The sequence below is a fragment of the Mumia xiangluensis genome (assembly GCF_010994095.1).
Lineage (GTDB): Bacteria > Actinomycetota > Actinomycetes > Propionibacteriales > Nocardioidaceae > Mumia > Mumia xiangluensis.
In genome coordinates this window covers 267848-279471 of the sequence record NZ_WJYO01000005.1, presented here as the reverse complement: position 1 = coordinate 279471, position 11624 = coordinate 267848, and the positions used below count along the sequence as shown (strand labels likewise).

Annotated in this window: 11 protein-coding genes; 5 read left to right on the top strand and 6 right to left on the bottom strand. The window is 71.4% G+C overall.

The annotated features are described in order from the left end of the window. Positions 1–38 precede the first annotated feature (38 nt). Positions 39–452, top strand: coding sequence for a TIGR03667 family PPOX class F420-dependent oxidoreductase (locus GH747_RS16780; RefSeq protein ID WP_149770765.1), 414 nt, complete (start codon positions 39–41; stop codon positions 450–452). 1 nt (position 453) lies between these two features. On the opposite strand, the gene GH747_RS16775 is transcribed toward GH747_RS16780, so the two are convergent. Then, entirely contained in the window at positions 454–1080 is a 627-nt protein-coding gene (locus GH747_RS16775; protein ID WP_149770764.1) for a response regulator, read from the bottom strand. Further along, entirely contained in the window at positions 1077–2321 is a 1245-nt protein-coding gene (locus GH747_RS16770; protein ID WP_205602993.1) for a sensor histidine kinase, read from the bottom strand. Before GH747_RS16770 ends, GH747_RS16775 begins: the two co-directional genes overlap by 4 nt. A 174-nt stretch (positions 2322–2495) precedes the next feature. Between GH747_RS16770 and GH747_RS16765 the strand changes: the two genes are divergently transcribed. Together GH747_RS16765 and GH747_RS16760 are read left to right on the top strand one after the other, a co-directional pair. Further along, complete coding sequence (locus GH747_RS16765) at positions 2496–3527, top strand: FtsX-like permease family protein (RefSeq protein ID WP_205602992.1); 1032 nt, start codon at positions 2496–2498, stop codon at positions 3525–3527. Next, on the top strand, positions 3524–4210 hold the full coding sequence (locus GH747_RS16760; RefSeq protein WP_149770762.1) for an ABC transporter ATP-binding protein: 687 nt from the start codon (positions 3524–3526) through the stop codon (positions 4208–4210). The genes GH747_RS16765 and GH747_RS16760 overlap by 4 nt, the downstream gene beginning before the upstream one ends. A 2-nt stretch (positions 4211–4212) precedes the next feature. On the opposite strand, the gene GH747_RS16755 is transcribed toward GH747_RS16760, so the two are convergent. The 3 genes from GH747_RS16755 to rpsO all read right to left on the bottom strand — a co-directional run bounded on the left by GH747_RS16755 (position 4213) and on the right by rpsO (position 8373). Next, positions 4213–5541 carry a M16 family metallopeptidase gene (locus GH747_RS16755; RefSeq protein WP_149770761.1) on the bottom strand — a complete coding sequence of 443 codons (1329 nt, stop codon included), beginning with the start codon at positions 5539–5541 and terminating at the stop codon, positions 4213–4215. After that, positions 5538–7781, bottom strand: a complete 2244-nt coding sequence (locus GH747_RS16750) for a polyribonucleotide nucleotidyltransferase (protein ID WP_149770760.1) — start codon at positions 7779–7781, stop codon at positions 5538–5540. Before GH747_RS16750 ends, GH747_RS16755 begins: the two co-directional genes overlap by 4 nt. A gap of 328 nt (positions 7782–8109) precedes the next feature. Continuing rightward, positions 8110–8373 (bottom strand): 30S ribosomal protein S15, encoded by a 264-nt coding sequence (gene rpsO, locus GH747_RS16745; protein ID WP_228552979.1) that lies wholly within the window; start codon positions 8371–8373, stop codon positions 8110–8112. A gap of 226 nt (positions 8374–8599) precedes the next feature. On the opposite strand from rpsO, the gene GH747_RS16740 reads away from it, so the two are divergent. Both GH747_RS16740 and GH747_RS16735 read left to right on the top strand, forming a co-directional pair. After that, entirely contained in the window at positions 8600–8821 is a 222-nt protein-coding gene (locus GH747_RS16740) for a hypothetical protein (RefSeq protein WP_149770759.1), read from the top strand. A 98-nt stretch (positions 8822–8919) separates the two neighbouring features. Next, positions 8920–10542 (top strand): multicopper oxidase family protein, encoded by a 1623-nt coding sequence (locus tag GH747_RS16735; protein WP_205602991.1) that lies wholly within the window; start codon positions 8920–8922, stop codon positions 10540–10542. A 14-nt stretch (positions 10543–10556) separates the two neighbouring features. Here the strand turns inward: GH747_RS16735 and GH747_RS16730 are convergent, their stop codons facing one another. Beyond that, complete coding sequence (locus GH747_RS16730) at positions 10557–11513, bottom strand: bifunctional riboflavin kinase/FAD synthetase (protein WP_323740639.1); 957 nt, start codon at positions 11511–11513, stop codon at positions 10557–10559. Positions 11514–11624 lie beyond the last annotated feature (111 nt).

Sequence of the window (11624 nt, the reverse complement as noted above, 5' to 3'; positions counted from 1 at the left end):
CGAGACGCCGGCGCCGGCCGGCGAGACCAGGGGGAACCATGACGCTCGACCCGACGACGATCCCTTCAGCCGTGGTCGACCGGCTCAACGGCGACGACGTGATCTGGTTGACCACGGTGAACGCCTCCGGTGAGCCCACGCCCACACCCGTGTGGTGCGTGTGGGCCGACGGGCAGGTCTGGATCCGAAGCCAGCCGGAGGCGGCCAAGATCGACCATCTCGCCGCGAACCCGCACGTCGCGCTCAACCTCAACAGCGACCGTACGGGTGGCGCCGTCGTCGTCATCAACGGCACAGGGACGGTCGAGGACACGATGCCGTCGGCGGTGTGGGACGCGTACGTGCAGAAGTACGCCCAGCAGATCTCCGGTCTCGGCTTCACGCCCGAGTCGTTCGCGGAGTCCTACTCCGCACCGGTCAAGGTCTCGCCGGCGCGCCTTCGCCACTGGTAGCTCAGGGCAGCAGGCCGGCCTCGCGCGCCGCCGCAACTGCCGCCGTCCGGCTGTCGACGCCGAGCTTGCCGAACACGTGGACGAGGTGCGACTTCACCGTGGCCTCGCTGATGAACAGCGCTCGCGCGACCTCGCGGTTCGACAGCCCGTCCGCGACCTTCGCCAGCACCTCGAGCTCACGGGCCGACAGCTCGACCGTCGGGTTCTTGAGGCGGTCCACCAGCCGCTGCTGGACGACCGGTGCCAGCACGGTCTCCCCGGCAGCGGCCTGGACCACCGCCTGGACGAGCTGGTCGGGTGGTGTGTCCTTCAGGAGGTAGCCGGCCGCACCGGACTCGACCGCCCTGAGGATGTCCGCGTCGGTGTCGTAGGTGGTCAGGACGAGCACGTACGGCGGATCCGCACGACGTCGCAGCGCGGACGTCGTCGCGACCCCGTCCATGCCGGCGCCGAGCCGCAGGTCCATCAGCACGACCTGCGGCCCCGTGCGCGCGACGACCTCGAGCGCCTCCTCCCCGGACGACGCCTCCCCGACCACCCGCACCGCGCCGCTCGCGCCCAGCAGCGCCCGAAGCCCCGCGCGGACCACCGGATGGTCGTCCACGAGCACGGCGTCCACGGGGGTCATGTCTGCTCCTGACCAGCCGGCCCGAGGGTGTCGGCCGCCGGCGCCACCAGCGGGAGCGTCGCTGCGACAGCCGTCCCCCGCCCCGGCGCGGTCTCGACCTCGACCGCTCCACCGAGCTCCTCAAGGCGCTCCTGCATCGCGCGCAGCCCGTACCCGGACCGCGCCCGCCCCGCCGAGACCAGCTCTCGATCGAATCCCACCCCGTCGTCCACGACGTCCAGTCGGACGGCGTCGTCGGCATAGGTCAGCGTCACCTGCACCCTCGACGCCTGCGCGTGCTGGCGCGCGTTCGCCAGCGCGCCCTGTGCGAGGCGCAGCAGCGCAACGTCGTACGCCGTCGGCGTGGGCCGCGGGGTCCCGTCGACCGTCAGCCCGGTGACAGGCGCACCCGGGTCGGTGACGCGGTCGATGAGCCGCGCCAACGCGCCCGTGAGCGGCACACCTCCGTCGAGGTCGAGGGGCGCGAGCGCGTGGACGACCCGGCGCGCCTCGTCGAGGTTGTCGGCCGCGGTGCGCTCGATGCGGCCGAGCACCGCGCGCGGATCCTCCGCCCCGGTCAGGCCGGCTCGGGACAGCAGGACGATCGACGAGAAGCCCTGGGCGAGGGTGTCGTGGATGTCGCGCGCGAGCCTCGCCCGCTCGGCCTCCGCTCCCGCCTCCCGCTGCGCGGCGACGAGGGCGTCCTGGGCGGCGATCAGGTCGTCGCGCGCACCGACGAGGGCAGCGACGAGCGCGCGACGCCGCGCGTCCTGCGCGACGAGCCTCTCGTACAGCAGACCCATCCCGACCGCGACCGCCGCCCCGATGCACGGTCCGAGCACGCGCGCGACGACGTTGCCGTCGTCCTGCGCCAGCTGGGTCGCAACGACAGCGCCCGTCATCACGACGACCACCGCGACCGCCGGGACCACGGGAAGGACATGGACGCAGATGAAGAAGATCGCGAAGGCGACCCAGGCGAACTCCGCCGACCAGAGGACCAGGAGCAACCACCCGAGGACGAGGCCGCCGAGCCACACCCGGGCACGCCACGAGTCGGGCCGTCGGCGCACCGCCGCGAACCCGCTCGCGTACCAGCCCCCGAGCAGCACAGCCCCGCCGACGGACACCACGTCACCCGCACGGACCGCGCCGATCGCGAGGAGCGCGACGAACAACGCGTGCTGACCGAGCTGCATGGTGCGCAGCACGGCTGTCTCGTCGGAGCCGTCTCGCCGGACGGCGGCGTCCACGTCGGTCATCGTCACGGCCACGGTAGCCCGTCACCGCGCCCGATCTCCCGTGATGGCGGGCCGATCCATCGTTCGATGGATTCGGCGGCCGTCCTCAGGGACCACCCACGACCCTGCCCACGGGCGATGTCCGGCGCCCGAGCCGAAGACAGGCTGGAAGCACCCCCGATCGAAGGAGTGACCGTGTTCCTCGCCCTCCGCGAGCTGCGCAGCGCCCGTGGACGCTTCACGCTGATGGCAGCCGTGATCGCGCTGCTCAGCCTGCTCGTCGTGATCCTGTCCGGGCTGACCGCCGGGCTCGCCGCCCAGAGCGTGGGAGCGCTCGACCGCCTCCCCTCATACCGGGTCGCCCTGTCCGCCGCGCCAGGTCAGGACGGGTTCGCCACCAGCACCGTGACCACCCGCGACGTCGACGACCTCGCCCGCACACCTGGCGTGCTCGAGGCCGACGCGTGGGGGGTGACCACCGATCGGATCGACGAGGACGCCGTCGCCGTGCTCGGCGCAGAGCCCGGGAGCGCCCTCGCTCCCCACACCCTCGCACCGGAGACGCTCGTCGCCGACCGGTCTCTGGGCCTCGAGGTCGGCGAGTCCGTCCCGATCGGCGGATCGACGCTGCGGGTCGCTGCAACCGTCGACGGCGACCTGCTCAACCACCTGCCTGCCGTCTGGGTTCCCCTCGACGTCTGGCAGTCGCTCCCCGGCAGCGGCGGGAAGGACGCGACAGCCGTCGCCCTCGCGACGGACGACACCTTCGACCCTGCTGAAGCACCGGACGGGCTCGAGATCCTCACCCGCACCGACGCGCGCGCCGCGGTCGGCTCGTACGCCGCCGAGAACGGGTCGCTCACGCTGATCCGCGGACTCCTTCTCGCTGTGAGCGCCCTCGTGGTCGGCGCGTTCTTCACGGTGTGGACGATCCAGCGCACCGCCGACCTCGCCGTGCTCAAGGCGATCGGTGCCCGGACCACCTACCTGCTCCGCGACGCGCTCGCCCAGGCCGCGATCGTCCTCGTGGTCGGCGCCGGGACCGGCGCGCTCGTCGGCGCCGCGGCCGGGCTCGCGGTGTCGTCGAAGGTCCCCTTCGTCGTCGACGCCTCGACCACGCTCGGCCCGCTGCTCCTGCTCGTCGTGCTCGGGCTGGCCGGTGCCGCAGCCGCCCTGCGTCGCGTCGTCAACGTCGATCCCCTCACCGCCCTCGGAGGTTCCCGATGACCAGGCTCATCCTCGACGACGTCACGCTGACCTACCCCGACGGGGACCGGACGCTCGTCGCGCTCGACCGGGTGTCGCTCGCGGTCCGGGCAGGAGAGGTCCGTGCCGTCACCGGGGCGTCGGGATCCGGGAAGTCGAGCCTGCTCGCCGTCGCCGGGCTCCTGCAGCGCCCTGACAGCGGCGTGGTGCGTCTGGACGGCGACGAGCTGACGGGGCGCTCGCGCCGGGAGGACGCAGAGGTGCGGCGTAACCGGATCGGGTTCGTCTTCCAGCAGGCGAACCTCCTCGGCTCCCTGACCGCGCTGGAGCAGCTGCAGCTGGCGGCGCGTGTCGCGGGCAACCGCCGGCAGGTGACCGACGAGAGGTGCCGCGACCTGCTCGCAGCCGTCGGGCTCGAGCGCGAGACCGCACGGCGACCGCACCAGCTGTCAGGAGGACAGCGTCAGCGCGTCGCGATCGCCCGCGCCCTCGTCAACGATCCCGCTCTGCTGCTCGTCGACGAGCCCACCTCGGCGCTCGACTCCGCCCGCAGCCGCGAGGTCGTACGACTCCTGGCACGGCTGACGCACGAGCAGCAGGTCGCGACCGTGCTCGTCACTCACGACCTCGACACGCTGGACCTCGTCGACAGCCGGACCGAGCTCGCCGACGGGCGGGTCGTCGCCGCAGTCACGCCGCGGTGACGTCAGGCGTCGATGGAGTCGAGCGACTCGAACGGGCCGACAACCGCGAGCGCGGGCTTGCCGGCGAACATCTGGGCAACCTCACGGGCGTCGTCGAGCGTGACGGCGTCGATGCGAGCGAGCATCTCGTCGAGACCGGCGATCTCTCCGTTGAGGAGGTCGGCCTTGGCGATCCGGGACATCCGTGACGCCGGGTCCTCGAGTCCGAGGACGACGCTGCCCTTGAGCTGGCCCTTGCCGCGCTCGAGCTCGTCCTCGGTCGGGCCGTGGTCGGCGAAGGCACCGAGCTCGTCGCCGACGACCTTGAGGACGTCGCCGAGCTTGCCGGGCGCGCAGCCCGCGTAGACGCCGAGCATCCCGGCGTCCGCGTAGTTCGCGCCGAACGAGTAGACGGAGTACGCGAGGCCGCGCTTCTCGCGGATCTCCTGGAAGAGGCGCGACGACATGCCGCCGCCGAGAACGGCGTTGAGCACACCGAGCGTGTGACGCCGCTCGTCGCTGCGGGCGATGCCGGGGAGCGCGGCGACGACGTTCGCCTGCTCGGTCGGGCGGGTGACGAGCCCCCGCGCACGGCGGAAGCGCATGCTGCGCCCACCGGCCTTGCGGGCCGCCGCGGGGCTGGCGTCGCCCGCGGCCGTGAGCGCCGACTCGAACGCCGTGGCGACCTGGGCGACGACTCGATCGTGGTCGACGTTGCCGGCGACGGACACGACGATCGACGACGGCACGTACCGACGGCGGTAGTAGCGGAGGATCTGGGCTCGCGACAGGCCACGGATCGTGAGGGGGTCGCCGGCGACCGGGCGACCGAGCGGGGTGTCTCCCCAGGCGAGCGACGTCGCGAGACTGTGGACGACGTCGTCGGGATCGTCCTCGTTCATCGCGATCTCTTCGAGGATGACGTCACGCTCGGCCTCGACATCGTCCGCGGTGATCACCGAGTCGGTGACCATGTCGGCGAGGACGTCGACCGCCAGCGGCAGGTCGTCGTCGAGCACTCGTGCGTGGTAGCACGTGTACTCCTTGCCCGTGAAGGCGTTCATCTCACCACCGACCGCGTCGAGCGCGGCCGAGATCTCGAGCGCCGAGCGCTTCGGCGTCCCCTTGAACAGCAGGTGCTCGAGGAAGTGCGAGGCACCGGACAGGGTGGGGGTCTCGTCGCGAGATCCGACCCCCACCCAGATGCCGATCGTTGCCGTCCGCACGCCCGGCATCGCCTCGGTCACCACACGCAGCCCGCCCTCGAGGACGGTGCGTCGAACCAGACCTCCGTCGGTGAGGAGGGTGCGTGTGGTGCCCGGGGGCTGCGCCGGGTCGAGCGGGACGGTCACGAAGCGCTGTCGGCCTTGGCCTCGTCGGCACCCTCGGCGGGTGCCTCGTCGGAGGAGGCGGACTCCTCGACGGCGGGGATCAGCGACAGCTTGCCGCGGTCGTCGATCTCGGCGATCGCGACCATGACCTTCTGGCCGACCTTGACGACGTCCTCGACGTTCTCGACGCGCTTGCCGTCGTTGAGGTCGCGGAGCTTGCTGATGTGCAGCAGGCCGTCCTTGCCGGGCATCAGCGAGACGAACGCACCGAAGTTCGTCGTCTTGACGACCGTGCCGAGGTAGCGCTCGCCGACCTCGGGCATCGTCGGGTTGGCGATCGCGTTGATCGCCGCACGTGCTGCCTCGGCAGCCTCGCCCGACTCCGCGCCGACGTAGACGGTCCCGTCGTCCTCGAGCGTGATCTGCGCGCCCGTGTCGTCCTGGATCTGGTTGATGACCTTGCCCTTGGGGCCGATGACCTCGCCGATCTTGTCGACCGGGATCCGGATCGTGATGATCCGCGGCGCGTAGAGCGACATCTCGTCGGGCTCGGCGATGGCCTCGTTCATCACGTCGAGGATCGCGAACCGGGCGTCGCGCGCCTGGGTCAGCGCGCCTCCGAGGACCGACGCCGGGATGCCGTCGAGCTTGGTGTCGAGCTGCAGCGCGGTGACGAACTCGCGCGTGCCGGCGACCTTGAAGTCCATGTCGCCGAAGGCATCCTCGGCGCCGAGGATGTCGGTCAGCGTCACGTACTCGGTCGAGCCGTCGACCTCACCCGAGATCAGGCCCATCGCGATGCCCGCGACCGGTGCGCGCAGCGGCACGCCGGCGTTGAGCAGCGACATCGTCGACGCGCAGACCGAGCCCATCGAGGTGGAGCCGTTCGAGCTCAGCGCCTCGGAGACCTGGCGGATCGCGTACGGGAACTCCTCGCGCGTCGGCAGCACCGGCATGAGCGCGCGGCCCGCGAGCGCGCCGTGGCCGATCTCGCGACGCTTCGGCGAGCCGACGCGGCCGGTCTCACCGGTCGAGTACGGCGGGAAGTTGTAGTTGTGCAGGTAGCGACGGCTGCGCTCCGGCGACAGCGTGTCGAGCTTCTGCTCCATCGTCAGCATGTTGAGCGTCGTGACACCCAGGATCTGGGTCTCGCCGCGCTCGAACAGCGCCGAGCCGTGGACGCGCGGGATGGCGCTGACCTCGGCGTGGAGCGTACGGATGTCGGCGAGGCCGCGGCCGTCGATGCGGATCTTGTCGGTCAGGACGCGCTGGCGGACGAGCTGCTTGGTGACCGAGCGGACAGCCGCGCCGATCTCCTTCTCGCGGCCCGCGAACTCCTCGCCGAGCTTGTCGAGCACGTCGGCCTTGATCGCGTCGAGCTTGTCCTCGCGCTCCGCCTTGCCCGCGATGGTCAGCGCCGCACGGATGTCCTCGGCAGCAGCGGCCTCGACCGCGGCGTACACGTCGTCCTCGTAGTCCAGGAAGACCGGGAACTCCTGCACCGGCTTGGCAGCCGACGCGGCGAGCGCGGCCTGCGCCTCGCACAGGGTGCGGATGAACGGCTTCGCAGCCTCGAGGCCCTCGGCCACGACCTCTTCGGTCGGCGCGGTGGCGCCGCCGCGGACGAGGTCCCAGGTCACCTCGGTCGACTCGGCCTCGACCATCATGATCGCGACGTCGTCGCCTGCGATCCGGCCGGCGACGACCATGTCGAACACCGCGTTCTCAAGCTCGGAGTGCTTCGGGAAGGCCACCCACTGGCCGTCGATGAGCGCCACGCGGACGCCACCGATCGGACCGGAGAACGGCAGCCCCGAGATCTGCGTCGACGCCGAGGCGGCGTTGATCGCGAGGACGTCGTAGGCGACGTCGGGGTTGAGCGCCATCACCGTGATGACGACCTGGACCTCGTTGCGCAGGCCCTTCTTGAAGGTCGGGCGCAGCGGGCGGTCGATCAGGCGGCAGGTGAGGATCGCGTCCTCGCTCGGGCGGCCCTCGCGGCGGAAGAACGAGCCGGGGATGCGTCCCGCGGCGTACATGCGCTCCTCGACGTCGACCGTCAGCGGGAAGAAGTCGAAGTGGTCCTTGGGGTGCTTGCCGGCCGTCGTCGCCGACAGCAGCATCGTGTCGTCGTCGAGGAAGGCGGTCACGGAGCCGGCGGCCTGGCGGGCCAGCACACCGGTCTCGAAGCGGATCTCCCGCTTGCCGAAGCGACCGTTGTCGATCACGGCAGTCGTGGAGTGGATCTCGGGTCCCGTCATGGGTATCCCTTTCTCACGCGCGTCCGGCGCGTGCGTCTCGCGGAGCAGTCACGCGAGCGGGTGTGCACACCGTCTGGGTGCGCCATCGGCCCCGGTGGGCGCCGGTCTTCGATCGAGGTCCGCGAAGTGCTGCGGCACGCGGTTGCGTGCGGGCCATCCGAGGACCACTACCGAGGACCGAGCGTCGCCCCGTGCGCTGCTCCGTCTGCTGGTGGTGCGATGTGAAGTTGTCAGTCGGGGGTGTCCCTGCCCAGTCTGCCCGAGCCTGGACGCCCCGTGCATGCGACGAGCGGCCCGTCCGTGGCGGAGGGGCCGCTCGTCGCTCAGCTCATCGGCGCAGACCGAGGCGCTCGATGAGGCTGCGGTAGCGGGTGATGTCGTTCTTCTGGAGGTAGTTCAGGAGGCGACGACGCTGACCGACCATCAGGAGCAGGCCGCGCCGGCTGTGGTGGTCGTGCTTGTGCGTCTTGAGGTGCTCCGTCAGGTGCGCGATGCGCGCCGTGAGGAGGGCCACCTGGACCTCCGGAGAACCGGTGTCGCCCTCGGTCGTGGCGAACTCGGCGATGATGTCCTTGCGGTCGACATCCTTGATCTCGGCCGGGGTGTAGGTCTTGGTCGCGCTCACGCGGTCTCCTTCTGGTCGTTGCACGGCGCGCCGGGGCATGTTCACCCGGGCACTCTGGATCCGTGGCCGTTCTGACGGCAGCGACCAGGATATCAGCGGCGTGAAGCCATCCCTAATCGGTCACCCCGGCGCTCTTGCGCTGCCCGGTCCCCGAGGTCACCATCGAAGGAAGGCGATCACGGAGGTGAGCCACATGTCCACGTTCGAGACCGATCCCTTCGAGACCGAGGCGTACGACACCGAGGCCCCGCTCGACGACGACCCGGCCGACGAGCGCCTCACGCCTGATCCGGACCTCGATCCTACGCCGCGGATCGACGTCGACGAGGTGGATCCGTTCGCCGAGGCGGCCGAGGCCGACCAGATCGACCAGGCGTGGGAGGTCGCCCTGGACGACGACTTCGACCGCGACTGAGGCCCCCGCAGATCCCTGTCAGGGTCTGCCCGGAACCATCCCTGACTTCACCGCGTCACCCTTGGAATCGGTCGTGCTCCCCGGCAAGGCTGGTTCGCGTGACGCCATCCGAACCCAGCCCGTACGCCCCGTACGCCCCGCCGCCGCGCCGTCGTCGGCGCCGTGGCGTGCTGATCGTCCTCGGCGGCGTCGTGTCCCTCGCGGTGCTCGCGGTCGGAGGATTCGCCGTGTTCATCGCGGTCTCGCTCCTGAACGCCAAGGTCGACACGGTGGGCACGGTGGACTTCGACCGTCCGCTGGCCGTGCCCCCGCTCGCGGAGTCGCGGGTCGAGGCCGACGGCACCCGCGTGTTCGCCCTGCGCATGCAGGAGGGCGAGTCCGACTTCGGGGCGCCGCGCCCGACCCCGACGTGGGGGTTCGACGGCGACTTCCTGGGTCCCACGCTCCGGGCGACCCGGGGCGAGAAGGTCCGCGTCGAGGTCACCAACGACGTCGGTGAGACCAGCACCGTGCACTGGCACGGCATGCACCTGCCGCCGGCGATGGACGGTGGCCCCCACCAGGCCATCGCACCGGGCACGACGTGGAAGCCGCACTGGACGATCGACCAGCCCGCGGCCACCCTCTGGTACCACCCGCACCCGCACGGCGAGACCGCTGCACACGTACGACGCGGGCTGGCGGGGATGTTCGTCCTCGACGACGCCGGGTCGCCCGGCACCACCTCGACAGACGACGGACCCGCGCTCCCCCACACCTACGGCGTCGACGACGTCCCGCTGATCGTGCAGGACGTCCAGCTCGAGGACGACGGACGTCTCGACGAGAACGGGTCGTTCCTCAGCCCCGTCGGGCTGCTCGGGGACACGATCCTCGTCAACGGCACACCCGGGCCGTACGACGAGGTGACGGCCGAACGCACCCGCTACCGCCTGCTCAACGCTTCCAGCGCGCGGACGTTCACGTTCACGTTCTCCGACCGGCGCTCCTTCGCCCTCGTCGGCACCGATGGCGGTCTCGTCGAGCAGCCGTCCCAGCTCGAGGAGATCGTCCTCACGCCCGGCGAGCGCGCCGAGATCGTCGTGACCATGGAGCCGGGCGAACGCACCGTCCTGCGCAGCGCGCCGCTGCCTGAGCGGGTCGCGGACTCGAACCGGCTCGCCGGCGACGACGACCACCTCGACGTCCTCGAGCTGCGCGCCGCCGACCGGCTCACCCCCTCAGCACCGCTCCCCCGTCGACTCGCACCCGCGCCTGACGTCGATCCCGACGACGCCGTACGGACCCGCGCGTTCGCGGTGAGCTCGCAGGCGATCAACGGGCTCGAGATGGACATGAGCCGCATCGACGCCCAGGTCGAGGCGGGAACGACCGAGATCTGGGAGCTGTCGGCCCGAGACGGCAGCCCGCACAACTTCCACGTGCACGACGTGCAGTTCCAGGTGCTCGACGTCGACGGAGAGGAGCCGTCGCCCGACCAGCGCGGCTGGAAGGACACCGTCAGCGTTCGCCCGGGAAAGCAGGTCCGCGTCGCGCTGCGCTTCGACCTCCCGGCCGGCACCGACGAGGCGGCGGACACGCCGTACATGTTCCACTGCCACCTGCTGCGGCACGAGGACGCCGGCGCGATGGGGCAGTTCGTCGTGGTGCCGGCAGGACGAGGGTCGGACACGCCGGACGCGTCCGACGAAGCGTCACCGACGCCTCGCCACCACCACTGACCCGGAGCCCGCCCTCAGTGCGTGGCGCTGAGGGCCTCGCGGACCTCGACGACGTCGTGCCGCATGCGTTGCACGAGCGCCTCCATGCCCTCGAACCGAACCTGGCCGCGGATGCGGGACACGAACGAGACCTCGACCTCGACGCCGTACAGCTCGAGGTCGTCGCGATCGAGCGCGTACGACTCGACGCGGCGCTGGACCCCGTCGAACGTCGGGTTGCTGCCGACGCTGATCGCCGCCGGCAGAGGGTCGCCGCCGTCGCACCGCCGCAGCCAGCCTGCGTACACGCCGTCCGCCGGCACCGCCATGCCGTACGGCGGGAGGACGTTGGCGGTGGGGAAACCCATCTCGCGACCGCGCTTGTCGCCCTCGACGACGACGCCGCGGATGCTGTGCGGGCGCTGGAGGACGTGTGCCGCCTCGGCGACGTCGCCCTCGGCCACGAGGCCACGCACGTACGTCGACGAGTAGACGACGTCGTCGCGGCCGTCGAGGCCCAGCCCCTCCGCCACGAAACCGTGCTCCGACCCGCTCGCGACGAGCGTGCTGGCGTCGCCCGCAGCCCGGCTGCCGTAGGTGAAGTTCGCGCCGACGACGACGCCTGCCGCGCGGAGCTCGCCGACGAGGATGCGGTCGACGAACTCCTCGGGGGTCCACCGGGCCATCTCCGCCGAGAACGCCAGCACGCGGACCTCGTCGGCCCCGGCGGCGCGCAGCAGGTCGATCCGCTGCTCGACCGTCGTCAGCATCAACGGCGCGCGGTCCGGCGCGAACACGGCGGTCGGGTGAGGGTCGAACGTGACCGCCACGACGGGGAGCGGGCGTGCCCCGGTCTCCGCAGCGAGGTTCTTCGCCCGCGCCAGCACGCGACGATGCCCGGCGTGGACGCCGTCGAAGACGCCGATGGTCGCCACGCTCGGTGCGCTGCGGGCGCCTACCTGCGCTCCGTCGATCGCTCGCCACACGTTCACAGGGCAACTGTGCCACGGACGACGTCCGCGCCGTCGGTCGCTCCCCCGCTCCATGAGAGTTCTCTCATCCGGACTTCATGTTCTCTTGGCCCTGCGGGAGAATGCTGGGGA